The organism is Wenjunlia vitaminophila DSM 41686 (assembly GCF_000380165.1).
Classification (GTDB): domain Bacteria; phylum Actinomycetota; class Actinomycetes; order Streptomycetales; family Streptomycetaceae; genus Wenjunlia; species Wenjunlia vitaminophila.
In genome coordinates this window covers 42,698-67,203 of sequence record NZ_KB904663.1, presented here as the reverse complement: position 1 = coordinate 67,203, position 24,506 = coordinate 42,698, and the positions used below count along the sequence as shown (strand labels likewise).

Annotated in this window: 22 protein-coding genes; 8 read left to right on the top strand and 14 right to left on the bottom strand. The window is 71.9% G+C overall.

Annotated features, from left to right (window positions below; translation table 11 throughout):
* The first annotated feature begins 228 nt into the window (after nucleotides 1-228).
* Together A3IG_RS0111455 and nucS are read left to right on the top strand one after the other, a co-directional pair.
* The gene (locus A3IG_RS0111455; protein WP_018383706.1) at nucleotides 229-996 is read left to right on the top strand and encodes a polysaccharide deacetylase family protein; all 768 of its coding nucleotides are present in this window, start codon (nucleotides 229-231) and stop codon (nucleotides 994-996) included.
* Between the two features lie 55 nt (nucleotides 997-1,051).
* Nucleotides 1,052-1,711 (top strand): endonuclease NucS, encoded by a 660-nt coding sequence (gene nucS / locus A3IG_RS0111450; protein ID WP_018383705.1) that lies wholly within the window; start codon nucleotides 1,052-1,054, stop codon nucleotides 1,709-1,711.
* Nucleotides 1,712-1,810: 99 nt separating this feature from the next.
* Here the strand turns inward: nucS and A3IG_RS0111445 are convergent, their stop codons facing one another.
* The 3 genes from A3IG_RS0111445 to A3IG_RS31850 form a co-directional block, all read right to left on the bottom strand.
* Nucleotides 1,811-3,106, bottom strand: coding sequence for an FAD-dependent oxidoreductase (locus A3IG_RS0111445; protein WP_018383704.1), 1,296 nt, complete (start codon nucleotides 3,104-3,106; stop codon nucleotides 1,811-1,813).
* Nucleotides 3,103-4,815, bottom strand: coding sequence for a prenyltransferase/squalene oxidase repeat-containing protein (locus tag A3IG_RS0111440; RefSeq protein WP_026220159.1), 1,713 nt, complete (start codon nucleotides 4,813-4,815; stop codon nucleotides 3,103-3,105). The genes A3IG_RS0111445 and A3IG_RS0111440 overlap by 4 nt, the downstream gene beginning before the upstream one ends.
* A gap of 543 nt (nucleotides 4,816-5,358) precedes the next feature.
* On the bottom strand, nucleotides 5,359-5,619 hold the full coding sequence (locus tag A3IG_RS31850) for a hypothetical protein (RefSeq protein ID WP_018383702.1): 261 nt from the start codon (nucleotides 5,617-5,619) through the stop codon (nucleotides 5,359-5,361).
* Nucleotides 5,620-6,020: 401 nt separating this feature from the next.
* Here A3IG_RS31850 and A3IG_RS0111430 point away from each other — a divergent pair, with 401 nt between their 5' ends.
* The 3 genes from A3IG_RS0111430 to A3IG_RS0111420 all read left to right on the top strand — a co-directional run bounded on the left by A3IG_RS0111430 (nucleotide 6,021) and on the right by A3IG_RS0111420 (nucleotide 8,848).
* Nucleotides 6,021-6,608, top strand: coding sequence for a flavoprotein (locus A3IG_RS0111430; protein WP_018383701.1), 588 nt, complete (start codon nucleotides 6,021-6,023; stop codon nucleotides 6,606-6,608).
* Between the two features lie 284 nt (nucleotides 6,609-6,892).
* The gene (locus A3IG_RS0111425; protein ID WP_026220158.1) at nucleotides 6,893-7,819 is read left to right on the top strand and encodes an NADP-dependent oxidoreductase; all 927 of its coding nucleotides are present in this window, start codon (nucleotides 6,893-6,895) and stop codon (nucleotides 7,817-7,819) included.
* Between the two features lie 54 nt (nucleotides 7,820-7,873).
* Nucleotides 7,874-8,848 (top strand): AraC family transcriptional regulator, encoded by a 975-nt coding sequence (locus A3IG_RS0111420; protein WP_018383699.1) that lies wholly within the window; start codon nucleotides 7,874-7,876, stop codon nucleotides 8,846-8,848.
* Nucleotides 8,849-9,272: 424 nt separating this feature from the next.
* Here the strand turns inward: A3IG_RS0111420 and A3IG_RS29365 are convergent, their stop codons facing one another.
* The 5 genes from A3IG_RS29365 to murA all read right to left on the bottom strand — a co-directional run bounded on the left by A3IG_RS29365 (nucleotide 9,273) and on the right by murA (nucleotide 15,944).
* Entirely contained in the window at nucleotides 9,273-9,881 is a 609-nt protein-coding gene (locus A3IG_RS29365; protein WP_018383698.1) for a GNAT family N-acetyltransferase, read from the bottom strand.
* A gap of 186 nt (nucleotides 9,882-10,067) precedes the next feature.
* Nucleotides 10,068-12,599 carry a hypothetical protein gene (locus tag A3IG_RS29360; RefSeq protein ID WP_018383697.1) on the bottom strand — a complete coding sequence of 844 codons (2,532 nt, stop codon included), beginning with the start codon at nucleotides 12,597-12,599 and terminating at the stop codon, nucleotides 10,068-10,070.
* A 195-nt stretch (nucleotides 12,600-12,794) separates the two neighbouring features.
* Nucleotides 12,795-13,160 (bottom strand): STAS domain-containing protein, encoded by a 366-nt coding sequence (locus A3IG_RS29355; protein ID WP_051087460.1) that lies wholly within the window; start codon nucleotides 13,158-13,160, stop codon nucleotides 12,795-12,797.
* Nucleotides 13,161-13,705: 545 nt separating this feature from the next.
* Nucleotides 13,706-14,554 (bottom strand): 3-hydroxyacyl-CoA dehydrogenase family protein, encoded by an 849-nt coding sequence (locus A3IG_RS0111400; RefSeq protein WP_026220157.1) that lies wholly within the window; start codon nucleotides 14,552-14,554, stop codon nucleotides 13,706-13,708.
* Between the two features lie 112 nt (nucleotides 14,555-14,666).
* Nucleotides 14,667-15,944 carry a UDP-N-acetylglucosamine 1-carboxyvinyltransferase gene (gene murA, locus A3IG_RS0111395; RefSeq protein WP_026220156.1) on the bottom strand — a complete coding sequence of 426 codons (1,278 nt, stop codon included), beginning with the start codon at nucleotides 15,942-15,944 and terminating at the stop codon, nucleotides 14,667-14,669.
* 82 nt (nucleotides 15,945-16,026) lie between these two features.
* On the opposite strand from murA, the gene A3IG_RS0111390 reads away from it, so the two are divergent.
* Nucleotides 16,027-16,599, top strand: coding sequence for a cob(I)yrinic acid a,c-diamide adenosyltransferase (locus A3IG_RS0111390; RefSeq protein WP_018383693.1), 573 nt, complete (start codon nucleotides 16,027-16,029; stop codon nucleotides 16,597-16,599).
* A gap of 31 nt (nucleotides 16,600-16,630) precedes the next feature.
* Here A3IG_RS0111390 and A3IG_RS0111385 read toward each other — a convergent pair whose 3' ends face one another.
* Nucleotides 16,631-17,206, bottom strand: coding sequence for a hypothetical protein (locus A3IG_RS0111385; protein WP_018383692.1), 576 nt, complete (start codon nucleotides 17,204-17,206; stop codon nucleotides 16,631-16,633).
* Between the two features lie 222 nt (nucleotides 17,207-17,428).
* Here A3IG_RS0111385 and A3IG_RS0111380 point away from each other — a divergent pair, with 222 nt between their 5' ends.
* On the top strand, nucleotides 17,429-18,640 hold the full coding sequence (locus tag A3IG_RS0111380; protein WP_018383691.1) for a sensor histidine kinase: 1,212 nt from the start codon (nucleotides 17,429-17,431) through the stop codon (nucleotides 18,638-18,640).
* Between the two features lie 20 nt (nucleotides 18,641-18,660).
* A complete protein-coding gene (locus tag A3IG_RS0111375; protein WP_018383690.1) occupies nucleotides 18,661-19,308 on the top strand; it encodes a response regulator in 648 nt (215 codons plus the stop codon).
* A gap of 21 nt (nucleotides 19,309-19,329) precedes the next feature.
* Here A3IG_RS0111375 and A3IG_RS0111370 read toward each other — a convergent pair whose 3' ends face one another.
* The 5 genes from A3IG_RS0111370 to atpA form a co-directional block, all read right to left on the bottom strand.
* On the bottom strand, nucleotides 19,330-19,833 hold the full coding sequence (locus A3IG_RS0111370) for a DUF2550 domain-containing protein (RefSeq protein ID WP_078500319.1): 504 nt from the start codon (nucleotides 19,831-19,833) through the stop codon (nucleotides 19,330-19,332).
* A 148-nt stretch (nucleotides 19,834-19,981) separates the two neighbouring features.
* Nucleotides 19,982-20,359 carry a F0F1 ATP synthase subunit epsilon gene (locus A3IG_RS0111365; protein ID WP_018383688.1) on the bottom strand — a complete coding sequence of 126 codons (378 nt, stop codon included), beginning with the start codon at nucleotides 20,357-20,359 and terminating at the stop codon, nucleotides 19,982-19,984.
* Between the two features lie 111 nt (nucleotides 20,360-20,470).
* Nucleotides 20,471-21,913, bottom strand: a complete 1,443-nt coding sequence (gene atpD / locus A3IG_RS0111360; RefSeq protein WP_018383687.1) for a F0F1 ATP synthase subunit beta — start codon at nucleotides 21,911-21,913, stop codon at nucleotides 20,471-20,473.
* Between the two features lie 5 nt (nucleotides 21,914-21,918).
* Complete coding sequence (locus tag A3IG_RS0111355) at nucleotides 21,919-22,839, bottom strand: F0F1 ATP synthase subunit gamma (protein WP_018383686.1); 921 nt, start codon at nucleotides 22,837-22,839, stop codon at nucleotides 21,919-21,921.
* Between the two features lie 20 nt (nucleotides 22,840-22,859).
* Complete coding sequence (gene atpA / locus A3IG_RS0111350; RefSeq protein ID WP_018383685.1) at nucleotides 22,860-24,455, bottom strand: F0F1 ATP synthase subunit alpha; 1,596 nt, start codon at nucleotides 24,453-24,455, stop codon at nucleotides 22,860-22,862.
* Nucleotides 24,456-24,506: the final 51 nt, after the last annotated feature.

Genomic DNA, 24,506 nt, shown 5'->3' with positions numbered 1-24,506 from the left:
CGTGCCCTCCGGCTGCGCCCCTTCGGGCTCCGCCCGTCCCCGCGGAGTGCCGGCGCCCCCGTCGTCCGGCATGGAACGGGGGTCATATACCTGCCGCATAAAGGGGTCCCGTAGGGTAGCGGATATACACCCGTTCGTGTGAGCGCCGCTTCGGCGCTGCCGAGCCGTGCGCCCGCCCGACCAGTCCGGTTCACATCGCGATGAACCGATTCATCCGAAGGGACCGCCGTGCTGCGGAGGAAACCGGCGGTCCGGTCCAGGACGGCCGCTGCCCTGCTGGGAGCCGTCTCCCTGGCCCTCGCCCTCACCGGCTGCTCGACGGTGGACACGACATCACCGGCGAGCGCACGGTCCCACGCCGAGGACGACACCCCCGTCACCGGCGTCGACTGCCGCAAGGCCAAGTGCATAGCGCTCACCTTCGACGCGGGCCCGGGCAAGTACACCCCCCGGCTGCTGGACGTCCTCAAGGAGGAGAAGGTGCCCGCGACCTTCTTCCTCCTCGGCAGGAAGCACATCGACCGGTACCCGGACACCGTCCGGCGCATCGCCGAAGAGGGCCACGAGCTGGCCAACCACACCTGGACCCACCCCCGCCTGACCGAGGTGAAGTCCGAGCGAATACGCGACGAGCTGAACCGCACCCAGGACGCCATCGAGAAGCTCACCGGGAAACGCCCGGTGCTGATGCGACCCCCGCAGGGCCGCACCGACGACACCGTCTCCAAGGTCTGCCGCGAGCTCGGTCTGGCCCAGGTGTTGTGGAGCACCACCGCCAAGGACTACTCCACCAACGACTCCGCAGTGATCGAGGAGCGCACCCTCAAGCAGGCGGACCGCGACGGGATCATCCTGCTGCACGACATCTACCCGGGCACCGTCCCCGCCGTCCCCGGGATCATCACCGAGCTGAAGAAGCGCGGTTACACCTTCGTCACCGTCCCACAACTCCTCGCCCCGGCCACCCCAGAACCGGGGAAGGTGTACAAGCCCTGAGCCCCGGGGTGGAAGGCCGGACCGGCCGCCGCTGGGCAGGCCCTAGGCTGACCCCATGCGTCTCGTCATCGCCAGGTGCACCGTGGACTACGTGGGGCGCCTGTCCGCACACCTGCCCTCAGCCAACCGCTTGTTGATCCTGAAGGCCGACAACTCGGTCTCCATCCACGCCGACGACCGCGCCTACAAACCCCTGAACTGGATGTCCCCGCCGTGCAGGCTCACGGTGGAGGAGGACGTGTGGACGGTGGTCAACAAGGGCGGTGAGAAGCTGATCATCAACGTCGAGGAGGTGCTGCACGACTCCACCCACGAGCTCGGCGTGGACCCCGGGTTGGTCAAGGACGGGGTCGAGGCCCACCTCCAGGAACTGCTCGCCGACCGGATGGAGGTGCTGGGCGCCGGCTGGTCGCTGATCCGCCGGGAGTACCCCACGGCCATCGGCCCGGTGGACATCCTGTGCCGGGACGCGGACGGCGGCACCGTCGCGGTGGAGATCAAGCGCCGCGGGGAGATCGACGGCGTGGAACAGCTCACCCGGTACCTGGAGCTGCTCAACCGTGACCCGTTGCTCTCGCCGGTCAAGGGCGTCTTCGCGGCGCAGGAGATCAAGCCGCAGGCCCGGGTCCTCGCCGGGGACCGCGGCATCGCCTGCGTCACCCTCGACTACGACGCGCTGCGCGGCATCGAGGACGACAAACTGCGACTGTTCTGACGGAACGGACCCGGCCCGGCGGCGCCCACCGGCCCGCCGGCTCGGGCGGGGACGCCGCCCGAGCCGCCGGCACCGGCAGTCCCCCGTCCTGGCCTCCGGTCACTCCGCGGACGGGGTCGGCCGTGCCCCCCTGGGATCGGGCACGATCCCGAGCTGGAAGAACCGGTCAAGCGCGCCGAGCGGGCGCATGCCGAGCCCCGACACGTTGTACGTCGTCAGGTGGCGCAGGCGCGCGCTCCTGGCGGTACCCCTCAACAGGCGTCGGCTCAGCGTTCCGGCACCGCGTGAGGTGCTGGTCATCAGGCGCGCGACGTCATGGCTCATGAAGTGGATGTGCCGAATCCTGCGCGCGCGCTCCGTCTCGTACGCACGCAGCGCCGCGTCCACCGCCTCCTCCCGCGTGATGTCTGCCGCAGCGAGCTGGGCCGCGAGCTCGTGGGCGTCCCCGATGGCCGTGTTCATCCCCTGGGCCGCCAGCGGGTGCGCCCCGTGGGCCGCCTCGCCGACCAAGGCGACGCCCGGCCGCACGAGGGACGGCGCCCGGTACCGCCACACCGGCAGCGTCTGCCTGCGGTCCAGGCCCTTCTTGAACCACTCGCCGAGCGGGCCGAGCGCGGGCACTCCCGCGACCAGTTCGTCGCACCACTGCTGTAAGCGCGCGGCGTCCGCCTTCCTGAGCTCGTCCGCCTGCACCTGGACGTAGACGCGTGTCCTGTCGTCCGGCAGCGGATAGACCAGGACCACCCCGCGCCTGGTGGTGTAGGCGGACGCCTCGTCGGCCACTGCCGGCGTCGTCGGGAGCTCGAACGACAGGAGTCTGTGGCCGTACGCGACGGGCTCCGCGCTCATCCCCGACAACCGGCGCACCCGCGAGGACATCCCGTCCGCGGCCACCACCAGCCGGGCACGGACGTCGTACGCGCGCCCACCGTCCTCGGCCCGCACGCCGACGACCCGGCCGTGCGCGTCCCTGATGACGTCGCTGACCAACACTCCGCGCTGCCAGCGCACCGACGCGCCGAGCGACTCCCCCAGGCACTCCAGGATCGTCAGGTGGTCGTGGGACAACATCCAGGGCCACTCGTTGTCGAGCGTTCCGAAGTCCATCGCCAGCAGGTCGGCGCCGTCGGCCTCCCTGATGACGAGCCGGTTGAGGCGGGCAGCGCGCCTGGCCTCGAGGGACGGGAGCACCCCCCACCCATGGAGGATGTCCAGGGAGCCGGGCTGGAGGATCTCGCCCTTGGCGATCGCAGGCTGCCGCCGCTTCTTCTCCAGCAGGGCGACCCGCAGGCCGAGCCGGCCCAGGGCGCAGGCGGTCGCCAGCCCGGCGACCCCGGACCCGCAGACCACCACGTCCACGTCCGTGGACGCGGTCCCCGTGTGCTCCGACGTCACAGCGCCTCGGTCTCCTGACGCGGTATCCCGGCCAGCGCCGACCGGTAGCTCCCGAGTGCCTTCAGAGCGAGTCCGTGGACGATCAGACCGTCCACGTAGTACTTGAGGTCGCGGATGTACATGTGGACCGGACTCGCCGGCCACAGGCCGTCGGGCTGCTGCGCGGCCATGATCCAGTCCGCTGCGCGCCGCACGCGCGGCTCGTCCGCGGGCACGCCGGAGGCCAGCAGGGCGTGCAGCGCCCACGCCGTCTCCTCGACGGTTCCCTTCGCGTGGTCGTCTCCGAGCTTGCCCGTCTTGCCGGAGGCCCATGAACCGTCCGGGAGCTGGGCGCCGAGCAGCGCCTCCCGGGCACGGCGGGCGGCCGGGTGGCCGGTGACGCCGGCACGGCAGAAGGCCACCAGCGCCATGGCCGTCCCCGGTGTGAGCCCCCGGTACCACAGGGACTCGTAGGTGCCGTCCTCCCTCTGCTGGGTGAACAGCCAGTCCACGGCCTTGCGAATCCTGGGGTCGTCCCGGGGGACACCGTTCTCGATCAGGACTTCCACACACTTCGCGGTCGCATAGGGGCAGGGACCGTCGTTGGGGAACGTGGTGTTGGGGATGAACGTCCCCCATGAGCCCCTGCGGTCCTGCCGGGACTCCAGCCAGCGCAGCCCGTGGCGCAGGTGCTCACTGGGCTCCTCGGAGCCACCGGCCGCGAGGGCCGTCAGGACGTTGGCGGTGTCGAGGAAGTTCGGCCATCCGCGGGGCCCCTCCCAGCTCCACCCACCGGCGGGAGTGTCGAAGACCGGGGACGCCTCGTCCTGCCGGCAACTGCGCAACCACTGCCTGGCCAGCGCCATCCGGGGATCGGAGGCGTAGCCGGCGTCCGCGAGGCCCTGCGAGACGTAGGCGCTGCCGATCAGGTCAAGGCCCTGGATCATGTGCCACGATCCGTCCTCGTGCACGTTCGACCGGAGGTAGTCCACGATGTCGGAGATCATGCGGCTCGGGACTTCCTCGGCACAGCTCAGGCCGACACACACCGCCGAGGCCAGCCAGTTGTCCCCGCCGTAGCCACCACGCCGCGTCTCGGAGCGGTCCACCTGTTCGAGCGCGCGGAGCGCGGCCGGCCTGGCCAGCCGGTCCAGCAGGCGCCGTGCCCCCGGCAGGCCCTTGCGCGTCTGGATGAACGAGATCGCGATGACGAGGGCGACGCCGAAGGACAGGTGCCTGCGCCAGAGCTGCTGGGGCAGGAGGAACAGTTCCCGTGGGACACGCTTGATCCCGCGTACGTCACCGAGTTCGGCGAGTTCGAGGAACACCGAGGTCACAAGGGTCATCCCGGGGTCCGGGAGGGCCTGCACCCCGCCATGCGACTCCACCACGTCCAGCGCGCGCCGCACCGACTGCGAGGCGTGCGGGGCGGCCAGGCGCAGGGCCGTCGCCGCCATCACGGTCGGCACGATCTGTGTGGGAGCTCCGGCGGTTCCACCCCAACCGCCGTCGGCGTTCTGGGTGTCGAGCAACCACCGGACGCCGCCCTCGATGAGGTCGTGTGACCGCTCGCGGTCAACGACGTGCAGAGCGGTCAGCGCACCGGCCGTTCCCATGACGGAAGTGGGCCGTCGATTCGGCCATGAGCCATTGGAGCGCTGCAACCCGAACAAGGCCTCGGCGGCTTGTTCGATCGATTCCTCAACCCGGCTATCCAACGATGAGCACATGAGCCCACCTTCTTTCTCGCTTTTGTTCCGTCAGTTCGGTGGTTCGGAGCAAGACGCCGGATGGGGGAGGGCCGGTGGAGAAGCGGTGTCGTAGGTGAGGAGTGCGCGATTCCGCGTGCGAACTCGCGCGGGGAGCCCCTCGCACACCGATCGCCGGGGATAACGACGAGCGGCGGGGCGGGAATCCCCGGTGCCGGCACAGGGGCCGGAACGCCAGCAGGACGGCTGCCAGCACGGGTTCTTGAGCGGCTAACGCTTCGCGCGAGCGCGCCGCGGTGCGGTGGGTCACAGCACGTCCCGGGACGAAGAGCGGTGCGAAAGAACTGGAGGCCGAGCACTGTGGCAAGCAGAACCGTGAGGAGATACGGCGCCCAGCCACGCGGCATTACGAGGAATCCCGCCGATGCCGTCACAACGGCCAGGCATTACAGCGTCGTTGTGCCCCCACGCCGTCGCCGACAGCCCCCAGCGCAGCGCGAGCCTAACATCATCCTCTTGACAGTTCGATATGAATGTGCGATTCCGCCGCGGGCGAGCCGTGCCTCACCACGGCCGCGCCTCCCGCCTCCTGCTGCGGTGGTTGACCTCCCGAAGCCGGGTGCTCAGAACCGCGTCCCGCCAGGCACGCTGCGCGGCGGTGAGACCAGGCCGCGGGGCGTCGGCCCCCGGCCCCCGGGGCCGCTCCACGGCGACACGCAGCGCGGCGCGCAGAGGACCAGGTGCGGTCAGGAACTCCTCGGCGGAGAACGGCACCCGCCAGTGCGGCCCCGGACCACGGGTGATCCACACCGGCGGAACGGCCACGAAGTCCCCACGACCGAGAACCCTCACCACAGGCCAGGCCGGCCAGGACTGAGCAGCACCACAACGGACCAACCAGTACGTGACCCCGGTACGCCCATCCCCCATCACCGCACCCGTCTCCCGCCCTGGTCCGCGATGGACGCCGCCGGCGGGGTGGAGGCCGAGGCGTTCGCCGGCCTCACCCGCGAGCGCCGGGCGGAGCACCTCCTTGCGCTGGCGCGCCTCGCTGCTGACACGACGCAGAACTCAGGCCGCCCGGTGTCTGCTGGAAGCCGAGCGGATGGCACCGGAAGAAGTGCGGAGCAGACCCACCTCTGTCGCTCTGGTGCGCGATGTCCTCGGTGTAACGCCGTGCCCACCGGAGAGTTGCTAGCTCTGGCAGAACGCTGTGGACTCAAGGCATGACCAGAGCCCTCTACCTGATCGCCTGTGCCGCCGGCCCGACCGAACACATCGACACGGCCGTCCGCAAGGCACAAGCCGCCGGTTGGGACACGTGCCTGGTCCTCACGCCGTCCGCTGCTCGCTGGTGGGCCGACCGTCTCGGAGACCTGGAGGCGTTGACCGGACATCCGGTGCGGTCCGAGTACCGAATGCCGTGGGAGAGGGATGCCCTGCCGAAGGCGGACGCCATGCTCGTCGCGCCGCTGAGCTGCTCCAGCCTGAACAAATGGGGTGCTGGGATCTCAGACACCCTTGCCCTCGGCCTGGTGTCCGAAGGAGTGCACCTGGGCGTGCCGGTCGCGGCCATGCCCTACTTCAACCAGGCACAAGGGGCTCAACCAGCCGTGGCGCGAAGCATCGCAGCGTTGCGCGAGCAAAGGGTGCGGGTGCTGTACGGCCCCGACGGATACCAGCCACACCCGCCGAAGCAGGGGAACCCCGCGGCGTTCCCCTGGGCCACGGCACTCGCGGCCCTGTCCGACGACCAGGGATCACCACACGCGAAGGAGACCTCACCGAACGGCGTGCCGGCAGACGGTCGATGACGCCGCGGGCAAGCCGCGCCTCACCACGGCCGTGCCTCCCGCCTCCTGCTGCGGTGGTTGACCTCCCGAAGCCGGGTGCTCAGCGCGAGTCAGCGGGGCCGGGTGGTTCAGTGGTCTGGGACGCCCGTACGTCCGCACGGTCCAGGGCCCTCACGACCCGGCGGGTGGACGCTCGGACATCTTCCGGAGACTGGAGGATATTCAGCAGCTCGTTCGATCTTCCTAGTGTGGAGGCAGACGAGGGGCGGTCGCCCCGAGACCACCACCACAACAGGGAGTTCACCATGCGTGCTGTCATCCAGAGGTCCTTCGGCGGCCCCGAGGTCCTCGAACTCACCGAGAGCGAAAAGCCCGCCCCGCTCGGCGGCGAGGTCCTCGTCCGCGTTCACGCGAGCGGCGTCAATCCGGTTGACGTGGCTGTGCGCTCCGGCGCCTACCCGCTCCTCGGCCAGCCGCCGTTCGGTGTCGGCTGGGACATCTCCGGTGTCGTCGAGGAAGCCGGACCCGGTGCCCGCTTCAAGCCAGGGGACGAGGTCTTCGGCATGCCGTTCTTCCCGCGCGCCGCCACCGGCTACGCCGACTACGTAGCAGTGCCCTCGCGCCAGGTGGCCCGCAAGCCCGCGACGCTCGACCACGTGCAGGCCGCCGCCGTGCCGCTCGCCGCCCTCACCGCCTGGCAGGGCCTGGTCGACGCGGCCCGAGTCGCCGAGGGACAGCGGGTGTTGATCCACCGGGCGGCCGGTGGCGTCGGCCACTTCGCGGTGCAGATGGCCAAGGCGCGCGGCGCCCACGTCACAGCCCTGACGAGCGCCGCCAACCACGAGTTCGTACGCGAACTCGGGGCGGACGAGATCATTGACTACCGCACCACCGACTACACCGAAGCGGCCAAGGACATCGACGTCGTCTTCGACTCCAGTTCCGAGGGCGAGCGCGCGCTGAGCGTCCTGAAGCCCGGCGGCACCCTGGTCAGCATCATGGAGCACTGGAACACCGAGCTCGCCGCCCGCGTCGAGCAGGAGGGCCGCCACTTCGCCGGGGTCTCGGTCGAACCGGACTACGCCTCCCTGGAGGCGATCGCGGCCCTGATCGACGCCGGCCGCATCCGCCCGCACGTCTCCGTGACGCTCCCGCTCGAACAGGCCGCGAAGGCCCATGAGCTGGTCGGTTCCGGCCGCACCCGCGGCAAGGTCGTCCTGACAGTGGCCTGATCAGGGCGGTTAGAGTGCGGAAGAGATCGGGAGAGCTACGGAGAGGGGCGGGGGTTGGACATCCTCAGCGAGGTGCTGGCCTCGATGCGTACCGGCCGACCGGTGTCCGTCCAGACCACCGGACGGGTGCCCTTCGGGCTGCGGCTGCCCCCAGTGGCCGGCGCGGGGTTCCACGTGGTGCTGTCGGGTACGTGCTGGCTCGTCCCGCTGGAGGAAGCGGCGCATCAGCCACCCCTCCCGCTCGGCCCGGGCGACGTGGTCTTCCTGCGGGACGGGCGCGGTCACATCCTGGCCGACCCCCCCGACACCCCGGCCGAGGTCGAGCAGGCCTCCCAGTTCAGCCCGGGCTCACCGCTCGGCACGGTCACCGTCGGCGGCGAGGGCCCCCGCACAGACCTGCTGTGCGGCAACTACCACCTCGACCAGGACCGCCCGCACCCCCTCGTACGGCAGCTACCGGAGATCATCCATCTGCCCGCGAGCCCCGCCCGACATCCCGAACTGGCCTCGGCCGTCCAGCTATTGCGCACGGAACTGGAACAGCCCCGGCCGGGCTCCGTCGGCATCGTGCCCGCGCTGATCGACTCGCTGCTCCTGTACATCCTGCGCGCCTGGCTGGAGGAACGTCCGGCCGTGCAGGCCAGGGGCTGGGCCGCCGCGCTCGGTGACGCGGCGGTCGCGCCGGCCCTGGCGGCGATCCACGAGAAGCCCGGCGCCCAGTGGACCGTGGAGTCGCTGGCCGCCCGCGCGGGCCTGTCCCGTGCGGCCTTCGCCCGCCGGTTCAACGACCTGGTCGGTGAGCCGCCCATGGCGTATCTGACCCGCTGGCGCATGACGACCGCCGCGCGGCTCCTGCGGGGGTCCGAGGTCCCGCTGTCCGCGGTCGCCGCGCGCACCGGTTACGGCTCCGAGTACTCCTTCGCCAAGGCCTTCAAGCGCGAGTACGGGCAGGCCCCGGGCGGTTACCGCCGTGAGGTGCGCGCGGCCTGGCCGGGGGTCACCACCAGCGACGCTGGATCGAGTGGGTGACGGGCGGAGCAGTTGCACGCCCTCGACGCCGCCGGCATGCGGCCCGCCGAGATCGAACCCCGTGCCTGGATGGACCGATTGCTGAACCGGTCAGGTCGGTGACACCTCGAACGCACAGAACCTCCTCGGTACGTGAGGTCATGGGAAGGGGGGCGCGCAACCTGCCGTTCTCAACCTGTTTGACCCAACTCGGCGATCTGGCGAGGAGTCCGGCAAGCACGGGCCGGCTCGTTCCTCGACGAACACGGAACTATCTGCATGCGCTGGCCGAACACCAGCGGGTCGGCGTACGGGTCCGGGGTAGCACCAGGTGACACGCCTCGCCCCTCTCTGTCCAGTTCGTCACTGTCAGAGTACGGGGTCGGGGACTGCCTGTACCGACTGATGTGAGGGCCCGTGCCCGGCGGCGGGGTGCGCACCGTCCTCAGTGCCCGGGCCCGGGACGGCGTGCCGTCCCGCACACGCGAGGGAAGCCCGGCGCAGCACCCGTCGGCTCACCTACCGGACCCGCGGTCGCGCGGTGCTCCCAGGTCAGCAGGTGGCAGTCCCGGCCCTTGTCGGTGACGGTCTCCGGTGCCGCGTCGGTGAGCCGGAAGCCCGCCGACCTGGCCACCCCCGTGCTGGCGTGGTTGTCCGCCTCTATCTTCAGCGTCAGCCGGGGCAGCCCCAGCTCCTGGTGGGCGTACTCGGTCATGACCCGCAGGGCCCGCGTCGCCAGGCGCTGTCCCCTGTGGGCGGGGCCCACGCCGTAGCCGAGGACGCCCGTGACCGGGCTGAGCAGCACCTCGCCCAGGGCCTGCCGCCCATCCGTGGTGATCGCCAGTTGGATGCGTTCGCCGTCGCGCCGCGCCTGCCTGGCCCGGTCCAGGTACCTGCGGGCCGCGGTCAGGTCGAAGGGGGACTCCAGCGGCGTCCAGTGCGCGATGTCGGGGTCGTCGAAGAGCTCGCTCATCACGGCGAGGTCCTCGTCGGACCACTCCCGCAGCACCAGGTCGTGGCCGGTGAGGAGGAGCGGGGCGGGTACGGGGTTCACGGGTGTCCCTCGGGTCGTCGGACGGCATGGCTGCCCTCGCGCGGGCGCCTGCGCCGTGGGTGCCGGGTTCGCCGGGGCCGCGGTGAACAGTCTGCTGGAGGGGGCGGCGCCGCGTCGATGCGCGTTCCGTCGCCCCGGTCGCGCCGCGACTCGCTGCCCGGTACACGAACCGGACCCGGGACGTGCCTACCGGGACACCGGCTCGCCGCTCTCCTGGGACCCGCTGTCGGGGTCCCCCGCCAGCGGGGAGTCCGGGGGCGGCTCGGACTCGGACGCGCTGTCGCTGGGGCTCGGGGAGGGTGAGCCGTCGCCCGGGGACGGGCTGGTGCTCGGCGAGGGGCTGGTAGTGGTCGAGGGCGATGTCTGACCGCCGCCGGGTCGGCTGGCCGACGCGCTGGCGCTCGGTGACCCGGAGGGCGAGGTGGCGGCGGGGGGTCGGTCCCCGCGCGGCGGGGTGGACGGTGACGGCGAGGACGAGGGCCACGACCGCCGCTGCGGCTCGGGGTCCGTCCGCTGCCCCGGGGTGGTCGCGCCGGTCGGCGGCGCGCCGGCCTCGGGCGTGGCCACCGCCGGCGCGGAGTCCTTCGGGGTCGGGCTGCCCGGGTCCCGGTCCTGCGCGGTGTCCACCGGGCCCACGTTCAGCGGGGTGCGGGGCCCTCCCCCGTCCTCCGAGGCGCCGGTGAGGCCGACCACCGCACCCAACACCACGGCGAGCAGCGCGCCCGCCCCGGCCACTGCCAGGTTCCGGCGCGACCGGGCACGGCCCGCCGCACGCAGCCGGTCCCACGGGCGCCGCCCGGCCCGGCTCTGGGCACCCCCGGGACCTGACCGGGCGGCACCGCGCGCAGCGCCCACGGCCGGTCTCCGGATCGTCGCGGCGGCCCGGGTCCGGGGCAGCGGGGCGGTGAGCGCCTCCGCGTCCCGGCCCCGGGGGGACCGGGGAACCAGCCCCAGGACGCGGCGGCCCGCCGCGGTCCCCTCCTGGTCGCCCAGCGCCCCGCGCAGCGCGATGGACGCCTCCAGTTCGGCGCGCGCCCGCTGGACACTGCCGGTGCACAGCGCCAGCACGCCCAACTCGTGGTGGCAGTACGCCTCCGCGGCGACGTCGCCGGCCTGCCGGGCCGCCTCCTGGCCGAGACGCAGCGCCCGTTCCCAGGCGCCCCACCGCAACGAGGCGGCGAACGCCGGGGCCGCGGCGAGCGCCAGCCGTACCGTGGCCTCGTGCTCGCCGTGGTCCCGGCAACTCGCCATGGTCGCGAGCAGGACCTCCGCCTCGGCGTCGACCCTGTCCACGGTCACCGAGGGGTGGGCGGCCCACCAGGCGTAGTAGTGGGCGGCGGACCTGGCGTACCCGGCGGGCCGTCCGGGCAGGTCCTCCAGTTGGGTGCGGACCCCGGGGGCGAGCCGGTGGTGGGTGGCCACCGGAACGGCCAGCCCACGGCTGACCAGCTCGGCCAGCGCCGAGTCCCCCAGGGCGTCGCCGACCAGGGCCGGCAGGTGCGCGGGGTTGGGGCACTGGCCGCCGAGCGCGACGGCGAACCGCAGGGTCTCCCGGGCCGCCTCGCTCACGTCGGCGGCGAGCCGGCTCGCCGGGGCGGCGCTCTGCGCGAACGTCGGCAACGGCACCTGCGGCTGCGAGGTGCGGTCCTCGGCGTCGTCCAGCAGTGCGTCGTCCTCGTTGGCCTCCTGCGGGTCGAACGGGTTGCGGTCGGCGGCCCGCAGTCGCGAGGCCAACTCGGCGCACTGGGCGTCACGCTGCCGCAGCAGCGCGCCGGCCTGCACGAACCGCAGGGGCATCCCCTCGGACTCGAACCACAGGTCGGCGGCCCAGGACCGTTCGTCCTCCGCCAACGGGCGGCGCACCGCCCGGCTGAGCAACTCCTCGCAGGCGTCCTGGCTCAGCCCGGACAGCCGCACGTCCTGGAACGCCGAGTCGGGTGCGAGCGGGGGCGCGTCCGGCGGCGCGACCACGAGGAACGCGCACTCGGGGGCGGCGGCGGCCAGTTCCTCCAGCGCCTGCCCGGAGAGGTCCGCGTCGTCCACCAGCACCACGGCACCGACCCCGCGGAGCAGTTCGAGCAGTCGGTCCCGGTCCGGCCGGTACCGGGGGGCCCGGTACACGGCGTGGAACAGCGCGTGGAGCACGTCGGTGAGGGTGCGTCGGTAGGCGGAGAGCCGAACGACCCCGTCCGGGGCCGCCACGTCGGCGCAGCCGTCGGCGACCGCGCGCAGCAGGGCGCTGCCGCCCGCCCCGGGGCGGGCGGTGAGTCGGACGCAGCGGCCTCCGGCCAGCAGCCGGACCAGGCGGTCGCGGTCGCCTTCCCGTTCCAGCAGCGGCAGTTCCTCCACCGGCTGGCTGCCGACCGGCGGCGGGCCCGGTTCCGTACGCCGCGCGCTGGCGCGTTCTTCGGGACCGAGTCGGTGCGGTACCGGCAGCGCGTCCGGTGGGCAGGGCTCGACCTCGGTGCCGTCCGGTGACCCCAGGGTGAGCACCAGTTCCCCGGCGATGACCGGGGAGTGGCGTTCTGTGCGGCTGGGGACCACCGTGCCGGAGACGCCCCGGGCGGGGAGCGACGGGCCGGCGGGCAGGGCACCGGCCGGGGCGGGACGCGCGGGCAGTGCCCGTGACGGGCCCTCGGCCGGTCGGCGTGCCGGCGCCTCGTCGGGCCCGTTCCGTGCCTCTTCGGGCTCCGCGGACTTACCGGAACGTGGGTTCATGGCTCCACTCCCTGACTGCGGCGGTGCGGGCGCCCCGCCGCAGGCTCCGCGGCCCGACGTTTCGCTCCCGCCTCCCGGTGGGTCCGCTGCTCCGCCCCTGGCGCACGGCGACTCGCTCAGGGGCGCACTCTACTCCGTCCGGACGATGGTCAGTTCGAGTGGCGCAGGGGCCTGGTGGGATTCTCCGGACGGGGTTCAGCCGTCGCCCGACGGGGGCGCCGGGGCGGTGGACGCCTCCCTGGCGTCGGAGACCCCGTCGATCGCCAGGCCGCCCTCGATGGCCAGGATCCGGTGGAGTCGGGTGGCCACCAGCAGCCGCTGCATCTGGGGCGGCACCCCGCGCAGCACCAGTCTGCGGTCGCACCGACCGGCCCTCCGGTGCACGCCCATGATCACTCCGAGCCCGGAGGCGTCCCAGGAGTCCAGCTCGGTGAGGTCGAGAACCAGGTCTCCGTCACCCGCGTCCACCGCGGTGTGCAGAATCGTCCGGGCGTCCGCGGCGCTTCGTACGTCGAGGCGGCCCCCGACGGTGAGCACGGCGTGGTCGCCCCTGATGTGCATGATGCGCTCCTGGGTGTGCTGCCGAATGCGTGCTGCCGGACCCCTGCGGTCGATGTCCTGCGGTGGGACGCCGACCGGCCGGCGTCCCACGGTCGAAAACGGTGTGATCGGTGGTGAGAGTTCATTCCTCTCGGTCGAAAGCACATGTGGTCGCTGTCAACCGTTCAAGAACAGTCAGAAATTCACTCGAACGAGTGAGCCTCTTCGGGGTGAGACGGTGTTCCCCGACAATCCGCCGCTCATGGTCCGAATGAACCTCACCACGCCGACCTTCCCGTGCCGGCGCCGCCACGCCGGCCCTCGTGTCGGTCCGGGGCGCCGCCGTTCCCCGCCGCCCCCGGGCCCCGGCCGGCCGTCCTGGCCCGCCGGCCCTCCGGACCGGCGGTCCGACCACGTGGTCCACGTGACGTCAGATGGTAGACGTAACGCCGGACGGCGCCGCCGGGAGGTACCACCGAACGCCAGTTGGACGAGGCCGGTGACCGCTCGCCGGGATCGGGACCGGGGGCGGCCGGAGGCCGGGGCGGCGCCGCGGACCGGACGGCTCAGTAGTTGTAGAAGCCCCGGCCGCTCTTCCGGCCGATGTCGCCGGCGTCCACCATCCGCCGCATCAGCTCGGGCGGGGCGAACTTCTCGTCCTGGGTCTCGGTGTAGATGTTGCCGGTGGCGTGCGTCAGGATGTCGATCCCGGTCAGGTCCGCGGTCGCCAGCGGGCCCATCGTGTGCCCGAAGCCCAGCCGGCAGGCGGTGTCGATGTCCTCGGCGGTGGCCACCCCCGACTCGTACAGCTTGGTGGCCTCCACCACCAGCGCGGAGATCAGTCGCGTGGTGACGAAGCCGGCCACGTCCCGGTTGACCACGATCACCGTCTTGCCCACCTCCTCGGCGAAGGTCCTGGCGGCGGCGAGCGTGGCGTCGTCGGTCTTGTAGCCGCGCACCAGCTCGCAGAGCTGCATCAGCGGAACGGGCGAGAAGAAGTGCGTGCCCACCACCCGTTCCGGGCGCTTGGTCACCGCGGCGATCTTGGTGATCGGGATGGCCGAGGTGTTGGAGGCGAGCACCGCGTCGTCCCTGACCAGCCCGTCGAGGTCGCGGAAGAGCTGTTGCTTGATCTCGATCTTCTCGAACACCGCCTCGACCACGATCTCGGCGTCCGCCGCCGCGTCCAGCTCCGTGGTGGTGGTGATCCTGGCCAGAGCGGCGTCGGCGTCCGCCTCCGTCAGCTTCCCCTTGGCCACGAACTTCGCGTAACTCGCCGAGATGCCGTCCTTGGCCCGGCCGAGCGCTTCCTCGGTGACGTCACGGAGCACCACGTCGTACCCGGCCTGAGCCGAGACCTGCGCGATGCCGGCTCCCATGAGGCCGGCGCCGATGACGGCAAGCTTCTTCGCCACTGACATGTCCCCTCTCACTATCCCTGGGCGCTGACCTTAACGGTCGTTCACTGTCCGTGGCACCCGGACGAGGTGTGCGTCACATCGCACTGCCCAGGGCGGGGAGGGACGGTCAGCGGGGGACGCGGTGGATGCTCGCCCCCAGGGCACGGAAGTGCTCGAGCAGCCCCGCGTAGCCCCGGTCGATGTGGTGGATCTCGCTCACCGTGGTCTCCCCCTCCGCGACCAGACCCGCCAACAGCAGACCGGCCCCGGCCCGCACGTCGCTGGCCCGCACGGCGGCACCGGTGAGCCGCTCCACCCCGCGGACCACCGCGTGGTGTCCGTCCATCTCGATCCGCGCACCCATCTGGGTGAGCTCGTGGAGGAAGAGGAAGCGGGCCTCGAACACGTTCTCGGTAATCATTGCTGATCCCTCAGCGATCGCGTTGAGCGCCGCGAACTGCGGTTGCAGGTCGGTCGCGAACCCCGGGTAGGGCAGCGTCGCCACGTCCACCGCCGACGGGCGCCGGTCCATCCGCACCCGGAAGCCGTCCGGCGTCCGCACCACCGACGCGCCCGTCTCTGCCAGCTTGTCCAGGACGATCTGCAGGTGGTCCGTCCTGGCCCGCCTGATGGTCACGTCGCCGCAGGTCATCGCCGCCCCGACGGCGTAGGTGCCGGCAACGATCCGGTCCGGCACCGTCTCGTACACCACCGAGGAGAGCCGCTCCACCCCCTGCACCTCGATCGTCGGAGAGCCCGCCCCGCCGATCTTCGCTCCCATCTCCTCGAGCATGGTGCACAGGTCAACGATCTCCGGCTCCCGCGCGGCGTTCTCGATCACCGTGGCCCCGCGGGCGGTCGCCGACGCCATCAGCAGCGTCTCGGTCGCCCCCACGCTGGGGAACGCCAGCGCCACCGGCCGGCCCCGCAGCCCGTCCGGGGCCCGGGCCACCAGGAACCCCTGGTCCATCTCCACCTCGGCGCCGAGCCGCAACAGCCCGTGGACGTGCATGTCCAACCCGCGGGCCCCGATCGCGTCCCCGCCCGGCAAGGCGATCCTGACCTGCCCGCACCGGGCCAGCAACGGCCCGAGCAGACTGATCGACGCCCGCATCCGCCGGGCCAGGCGCTCGTCCACCTCGTGCCCCGGCCGCTGTGGGCTGGTGATCCACGCCGTGCCGCAGTGGCCACCCTCGCCCGTCCACTCGACGTCCACCACCGCTCCGAGGTCATGGAGCAGATCGGCCATGATCTCGACGTCCAGGATGCGGGGGACGTTGCCGAGGCGACTGGTGCCCTCAGCGAGCAGCGTGGCGGCCATCAGCTTCAGCGCGCTGTTCTTCGCTCCCGGGACCGTCACGCTTCCGGCGAGGCGCGCCCCGCCCTGCACTCGGAACCGTTCCATCTGAGAATCTTATGTGTGGTTTGCCGCAAACCCCCGGTGCGGTGTCACCCACTTGCCGTACCCCGCTCGCTAGGCTCACCCCATGGTCAACCTCACGCGCATCTACACCAGGACCGGTGACGACGGCACGACGGCGCTCGGCGACATGAGCCGCACGGCCAAGACCGACCTGCGGATCTCCGCGTACGCGGACGCGAACGAGGCCAACGCCGCGATCGGCGTGGCACTCGCCCTCGGCGGGCTGTCCGAGCCCCTGGTGACCGTGCTCACCCGGGTGCAGAACGACCTGTTCGACGTGGGGGCCGACCTGGCCACCCCGGTCCAGGAGAACCCCGAGTACCCGCCGCTGCGGGTCGGGCAGGGCTACGTGGACCGGCTCGAGGCCGAGTGTGACCGCTTCCTGGCCGACCTGGACAAGCTGCGCAGCTTCATCCTGCCCGGCGGCACCCCCGGTGCGGCCCTGCTGCACCAGGCGTGCACGGTGGTGCGCCGCGCCGAACGTTCGACCTGGGCGGCCCTGGAGGTCCACGCGGACACCATGAACCCGCTGACCGCCACCTACCTCAACCGGCTCTCGGACCTGCTGTTCATCCTGGCCAGGACGGCGAACAAGGAGCGCGGCGACGTGCTGTGGGTGCCCGGCGAGAACCGCTGACACCCTGCCGACCCGGGCCGCCCACCGCCGGTCAGTCCGCGCCCGTCCCGGGAGCCCTCCCTGAGCCTTCCGGACGTTCCGGCTCCGGCTTGGGCCACACGGAGTAGCTGCCCGCGATCAGCAGGTGGATCACGGTCACCGCGACCATCCTGTCCTGCCACCAGGTCAGCGGTTCCGTCCGCCGCGGGTCGTCCACCATCCACACGGCGAGTTGGAGCAGCGCCCCCGCCACCGCCGCGGCGACCAGCGTGCGCAGCCACAGCGCCCACTCGTACCGGGACCTGGCCCGGCCGTACCTCGGCGGTCGCGCCGGCTTGGGCCCCCCGGAGAGACGGTGCGCGGCCCAGGCGTCCACCCGGCTGATCGTCCAGTGGCCGTACCCCACCGAGAACCCGAGGTACACCGCGGCCAGCCCGTGCGAGGAGCTCGCCGCTCCCCCGTCGCGCAGGTCGATCACGGCTGCCACCAGCAGCACGACGTCCACCAGCGGCACCCCCGCGAGCACCACCGTGCTCGTCCTGCGCAGCCCCAGCGCGTAGCGCAGGGCCAGGCCGAGCAACAGCAGCACCCAGAACCCGACCTCGCAGGCGACAACCAACGTCAGCACAGCTCCTCCTCCCGCCTGCCGAGTCTCCCCGGGCCACCCCGGGGACCGCCTCGTCGGCGGTGGTGATTCCGCACTGCATCGTTCGATGTACGACGAGCCCCGGCCCGCCCTCCCCCGTGGCGACGACAGATCGGCCCATCGATGGTGTGATGGGGCGACCCGACGAACGGAAGACACACGATGCGACTGCTCGGGCGGACGCCTCGACCCCACCGACACGATGTGGTCATTGCCGCTGCCGGACTGCTCAGCGGGCTGGTCCTGTGGTCCCTCGGGCTGGCCACCAGCGACTGCCCGGTGCCCCTGGCCGTGCCCGGCGCCCTGACGCTGGTGCCGCTGGCGGTGATGACCGGCGCGGAGCTGCTGCGCAGGACCGCGCCCGCGGTGGCGCTGCCGGTGGCGACGGTCGCCCTCGCCCTCGACCAGGCGGCCGGCTCGCTGCTCGCCACCGTCCTGATGTTCACCGACGTGGTGTACGCGGCGGTCTACTACGGCACGCCCGCCCGGGCCCGCCGCATCCCCCTGGTCTGCGTCGCACTCACCGTCCTCGCCACCGTGGTGCCCCTGGCGGTCACCCGGGACGTGGACACGCTGCTGGTCGGCGCGGTCGTCGGCCTGGTGGTCCTGGCCCCGGCGTGGACCGGCGCGGGGATGCGCGCCCACCGGGAGACCGCCGAGACGGAACGGCTCAGGGCCGAGCAGACCGCCCTCCTCGCCGAGCTGGACCGGCGCGGCGCGGTCCACGCCGAACGGGCCAGGATGGCCCGGGAGCTCCACGACATGGTGGCCAACCACCTGTCCGCCATCGCCATCCACTCCAGCGCCGCGCTGTCGGTGGCCCGGAACGACCCGGAGGCCGCCCAGCAGGCGCTCGGAACCATCCGGGAGAGCAGCGTCGCCGGTCTGGCCGAGATGCGCAGGCTGATCGGGCTGCTGCGCACCGCGAGCGCCGACGAGCAGCCGGCGCCGGTTTCCCGGCTCGACGCCCTCGACTCGCTGCTCGAGCCGGCCGGTGTGGCGGGAACGGCCAGCGGGCTGACGTTCAGCCTCCACGACCGCAGGCCGCGGGCCCAGGCCGTGCCCACGCCGGTGGAGCTGGCCGCGTACCGCATCGTCCAGGAGTCCGTGACCAACGCCCTGAAGCACGCCGCCCCTGGCGCCGTGGACATCACCCTCGAGCAGTGCAGGCAGCGGCTGGCCATCACCGTGGACAGCCCGTTCCGCGCCCGGCCGGGGCCGCGCGTCCCCGGCGCGGGGGCTGGCCTGATCGGCATGGCCGAGCGGGCCGCGCTGCTCGAGGGAACCCTCCTGGCCGGTCCCTCGCACGGCCCGGTGGAGGGGCCCGACGGCGAGCCGCGCCCCGGGCCGGTGTGGCGGGTCCGCGCCGAGCTCCCGCTGCACTCCGAGCCGGTCGGCACCCCGGCCACCAACTGAACCCAGGGAGCACCGTCACCGTGACCATCCGCGTCGTCGTCGCCGAGGACCAGAACGCCGTTCGGGCCGGCCTGGTACTGATCCTGCGGTCCGCTCCGGACATCACCGTGGTCGGCGAGGCGGTGGACGGGGTGGAGGCGGTGCGGCTCGCCCGTGAGCTGCGGCCCGACGTGGTGCTGATGGACGTGCAGATGCCGCGCCTCGACGGGGTCGCGGCCACCCGCGCCGTCGTCGCGGAGGGGCTGGCGGACGTCCTGGTGCTGACCACCTTCGACCTCGACGAGTACGTCTTCGGGGCGTTGCGCGCGGGCGCCGCCGGGTTCCTGCTCAAGGACACCGAGGCGGAACGGCTGCTGGAAGGGGTGCGGCTGGTGGCGGCCGGTGAGGGCATGGTCTCGCCCGCGGTGACCCGGAGGCTGATCTCCGAGTTCGCCCGGGGGAAACCGGCCGTGGCGGCCACGCCGGACGCCGTGCGGGAGCTGACCCGACGGGAGTTGGAGGTGCTCGTCCGCATCGGCGAGGGGCTGTCCAACCAGGAGATCGCCGAGCGGCTGGCCATGGCGGAAACCACCACCAAGACCCATGTCAGCCGGATACTGGGGAAGCTGGGCCTGCGCAGTCGGGTGCAGGCCGCGGTGCTCGCCCAGGAGCTCGGCCTCACCCGGTGACCTCGCCCCGGGCCCGGGTGATCAGGCGACGTTCACCCGCTGGCCCGGCGGGGCGGCCTCCAGCCAGGCCAGGAAGCCCGTGAGGGCGTCCTCGCTCATCGCCAGTTCCAGCAGGGCGCCCCGGTGGCGGCAGGTGAGCACCACGGCGCCGGAGAGCAGCGCCAGCTCCTCCTGCCCGCGCGGGGTGCGGCGGCGCAGCACCTCGATCTCGGCGCGTTCCAGCGCCCGGCGGGGACGCGGCGCGTAGCTGAAGACCCGGAACCACTCCACCCGGTCGCCGCTGTACCTGGCGACCCCGAAGACCCATCCCTTGCCACTGGGCTCGACGGTCTCGCCCAGGACGTCACCGGCGTCGCCGGGCAGCGCGGGGGCCTGGGCCTCGGCGTCGGCGGGCATCCGCAGCCGCAGGGAACAGTCGAAGGTGCCCCCGGAGCGTTGGATCAGCCGGCGGCGCAGCCCGAAGGCGAACAGTCCGAGCAGGGCGACGGCCACCACGACACCGAGCACCTCCAACGCGAGGATCACGCCCACCGACCTCCTCGCTCGAGACGCCGTGCCCCACCTGCCCTACATGTGACCTGCCGAGTACGGTCCGTTGTGCCCTGGCCACCCGGTGGGCGCCCCGTTCGCGTACTGCTGGTGCCGACCGTCGGGCCGGTGGCCCGACGGTCGGTCAGCGTGACGCGCCCGCGGCGGCCCGCAGTCGTACCTCGGCCCGCCGCTCGGCTGCGGCGTCCGTCTCCGACTTGGCCCGTCCCAGTGCGCGCTCCGCACGCTCGATGTCGATCTCGTCCGCCAGTTCGGCGATCTCGGCGAGGATCGACAGGTTGTCGTCCGCGAACGACAGGAAGCCGCCGTGCACGGCGGCGACGACCGTCCCACCGTCCACGCCGCGGATCGTCACCGGGCCGGACTCCAGCACGCCGAGCAGCGGCTGGTGACCCGGCATGATACCGATGTCACCGGACGAGGTGCGCGCGACGACGATGGTGGCCTCTCCGGACCAGACCTTGCGGTCGGCGGCGACCAGCTCGACGTGCAGCTCAGCCACAACGGCTCCTTGGTTCAGCACCGGCCGGGTACGACCGGTGTCGGGTCAAAGAATAACGGGAGTGCGGGTGGGGGGCGGGCCCGGGCCCGCCCCCCACCCCGAGCCGGGGGCTCAGGAGACTCCCAGCTCCCGCGCGTTGCGCTCCAGGTCGTCGATGCCACCACACATGAAGAACGCCTGCTCGGGGAAGTGGTCGTACTTCCCGTCGGCGATGGCGTTGAACGCGGCGATGGACTCGTCCAGCGGGACGTCCGACCCGTCGATGCCGGTGAACTGCTTCGCCGCGTGGGTGTTCTGCGACAGGAAGCGCTCGATCCGACGGGCCCGGCGGACGGTGAGCTTGTCCTCCTCGCTCAGCTCGTCGATGCCGAGGATCGCGATGATGTCCTGGAGGTCCTTGTACTTCTGCAGGATTCCCTTGACCCGGGTCGCCGTGTCGTAGTGCTCCTGGGTGATGAACCGCGGGTCCAGGATGCGGGACGTGGAGTCCAGCGGGTCCACCGCCGGGTAGATGCCCTTCTCGGAGATGGGCCGGGAGAGCACCGTGGTGGCGTCCAGATGGGCGAAGGTGGTGGCCGGCGCGGGGTCGGTCAGGTCGTCCGCCGGGACGTAGATCGCCTGCATGGAGGTGATCGAGTGGCCACGGGTGGAGGTGATGCGCTCCTGCAGGATGCCCATCTCGTCCGCGAGGTTCGGCTGGTAGCCCACCGCGGAGGGCATCCGGCCGAGGAGCGTGGACACCTCGGAGCCGGCCTGGGTGAAGCGGAAGATGTTGTCGATGAACAGCAGCACGTCCTGCTTCTGCACATCGCGGAAGTACTCCGCCATCGTCAGCGCGGTCAGCGCGACCCGGAGCCGGGTGCCCGGGGGCTCGTCCATCTGCCCGAAGACCAGCGCGGTCTTCTCGAGCACGCCGGACTCGGTCATCTCGTCGATGAGGTCGTTGCCCTCACGCGTGCGCTCACCGACACCGGCGAACACCGACACACCCTCGTGCAGGTTGGCGACACGCATGATCATCTCTTGGATGAGCACGGTCTTGCCCACACCGGCGCCGCCGAAGAGGCCGATCTTCCCGCCGCGGACGTACGGGGTGAGCAGGTCGATGACCTTCAGGCCGGTCTCGAACATCTCGGTCTTCGACTCGAGCTGGTCGAACGCCGGGGCCTTGCGGTGGATCGGCCAGCGCTCCTCGACCTTCAGCGAGGCCCGGTCCACGTTCAGGACCTCACCCAGGCAGTTGAACACCTTGCCCTTGGTGACGTCGCCGACCGGCACCGAGATGGCCGCACCGGTGTCGCTCACCGGCGCCGAACGGACCAGGCCGTCGGTGGGCTGCATGGAGATCGTGCGGACCAGGCCGTCGCCCAGGTGCTGGGCGACCTCCAGGGTCAGCGTCTTCTTGGCGCCCTGCTCCGCCGGGTCGTCGACCTCGACGTGCAGCGCGTTGTAGATGTCCGGCATCGCGTCGACGGGGAACTCCACGTCGACGACCGGGCCGATGACCCGGGCGACGCGGCCCGTCGCCGTGGCCGTCTCAACAGTGGTGGTCATATCCTTCAGTCACTCCCCGCGGCGGCGCCGGCGAGCGCCTCGACGCCGCCGACGATCTCGCTGATTTCCTGGGTGATGTCGGCCTGACGGGCCGCGTTGGCAAGCCGCGTGAGCGACTTGATGAGCTCTTCGGCGTTGTCGGTCGCCGACTTCATGGCTCGACGGGTGGCCGCGTGCTTGGACGCGGCGGCCTGCAACAGCGCGTTGTAGACCCTGCTCTCCACGTACCGGGGCAGCAGGGCGTCCAGCACCCCGTCCGCCGACGGCTCGAACTCGTACAGCGGGAGCAGTTCGCCCTTGCCGGTCGACTCCGGCTCGTCGGCACCCCCCTCCAGGCTCAGCGGCAGCAGCCGGCGGTCCACCGGCGTCTGCGTCAGCATGGAGAGGAACTCGGTGTAGACGATGTACAGCTCGTCCACCCCGCCCTCCGCGGTCTCGGTGGTGAACGCGTCGATCAGCGCCGCGCTCACCTCCTTGGCGTCCGCGTAGGTCGGTGCGTCGGTGAAGCCGGTCCACGACTGCGCGATCGGGCGGTTGCGGAAGCCGTAGTAGCCCACGCCCTTGCGACCGACGACGAAGGACACGACCTCCTTGCCCTGACCGTCCAGCCGCTCGGTGAGCTGCTCCGCCGCCTTGATCACGTTGGAGGTGTAACCACCGGCGAGACCGCGGTCACTGGTGATCAACAGCATGGCGGCCCGGGTCGGGCGCTCGGCCTCCGTGGTCAACGGGTGCCTGGTGGTCGATCCGGTGGCCACCGCGGTCACCGCGCGGGTCAGCTCACTGGCATAGGGGGTGGACGCAGCCACCTGGCGCTGTGCCTTGATGATGCGCGAGGCCGCGATCATCTCCATCGCCTTGGTGATCTTCTTGGTCGCGGTGACGGAGCGGATGCGCCGCTTGTAGACCCGAAGCTGGGATCCCATGGGTCAGCCGGTTCCTTCCGTCACTTGGAGGTGCTGACCTTCGGCGCGTCCTCACCGAGCAACTGGCCGTCCGAGGTCTCGAACTGGCGCTTGAAGGTGGTGACGGCGTCGGTCAGCGCTTCGACGGTCTCGTCGGGCAGCTTGCCGGTCTCGACAATCCCCGTGAGCAGGTCCTTCCGCTCCCGGCCGAGGTAGCCGAGGAACTCCTTCTCGAACCGGGAGATGTCCTCCACCGGCACGTCGTCCATCTGGCCACTGGTGCCGGCCCACAGCGAGACGACCTGCTCCTCGATCGGGTACGGCTGGTACTGGCCCTGCTTGAGCAGTTCCACCATCCGCTTGCCCCGCTCGAGCTGGGCCTTGGAGGCCGCGTCCAGGTCGGAGCCGAAGGCGGCGAACGCCTCGAGCTCGCGGTACTGGGCGAGGTCCACCCGGAGCCGGCCGGTGACCTGCCGCATCGCCCTGAGCTGGGCCGAGCCACCGACCCGGGAGACCGAGATACCGACGTTCAGGGCCGGGCGGATGCCCGCGTTGAACAGGTCGGACTCCAGGAAGCACTGCCCGTCGGTGATGGAGATCACGTTGGTCGGGATGAACGCCGACACGTCGTTGGCCTTGGTCTCCACGACCGGCAGACCGGTCATCGAGCCGGCGCCCATCTCGTCGGAGAGCTTGGCGCACCGCTCCAGCAGCCGCGAGTGCAGGTAGAAGACGTCACCCGGGTACGCCTCGCGACCCGGCGGGCGGCGCAGCAGCAGGGAGACGGCGCGGTAGGCGTCGGCCTGCTTGGACAGGTCGTCGAAGACGATCAGGACGTGCTTGCCGTCGTACATCCAGTGCTGGCCGATGGCCGAGCCGGTGTAGGGCGCCAGGTACTTGAAGCCCGCCGGGTCGGACGCCGGGGCGGCGACGATGGTGGTGTACTCCAGCGCGCCGGCCTCCTCGAGGGCACCGCGCACCGAGGCGATGGTGGAGCCCTTCTGGCCGATGGCCACGTAGATGCAGCGCACCTGCTTGGTGGGGTCACCGGAGCGCCAGTTGTCCCGCTGGTTGATGATCGTGTCGATCGCCAGCGCGGTCTTGCCGGTCTGCCGGTCGCCAATGATGAGCTGGCGCTGACCGCGGCCGATGGGGGTCATCGAGTCCACGGCCTTCAGGCCGGTCTGCAACGGCTCGTGCACGCTCTTGCGCTGCACCACGGACGGCGCCTGGAGTTCCAGGGCGCGCCGACCGCTGGCCTCGATCTCGCCCAGGCCGTCGATCGGGTTGCCCAGCGGGTCAACCACGCGACCCAGGTAGCCCTCGCCGACCGGGACCGAGAGGACCTCGCCCGTGCGGTGGACCGCCTGGCCCTCCTCGATGCCGCTGAACTCACCGAGGATGACGACACCGATCTCGCGCTCCTCGAGGTTGAGGGCGAGGCCGAGGGTGCCGTCCTCGAACTTCAGCAGTTCGTTGGCCATGGCCGAGGGCAGCCCCTCGACCTTGGCGATGCCGTCACCGGCCTCGGTGACGGTACCGACCTCCTCGCGCGAGGCCGCGTCCGGCTTGTACGACTGGACGAAGTTCTCCAGCGCGTCCCGGATCTCCTCCGGCCGGATCGTGAGCTCCGCCATCTGGTGTCCCTGCTCTCCCTAGTTGGGCCCGGGCCGCCGTCACCGGCGACC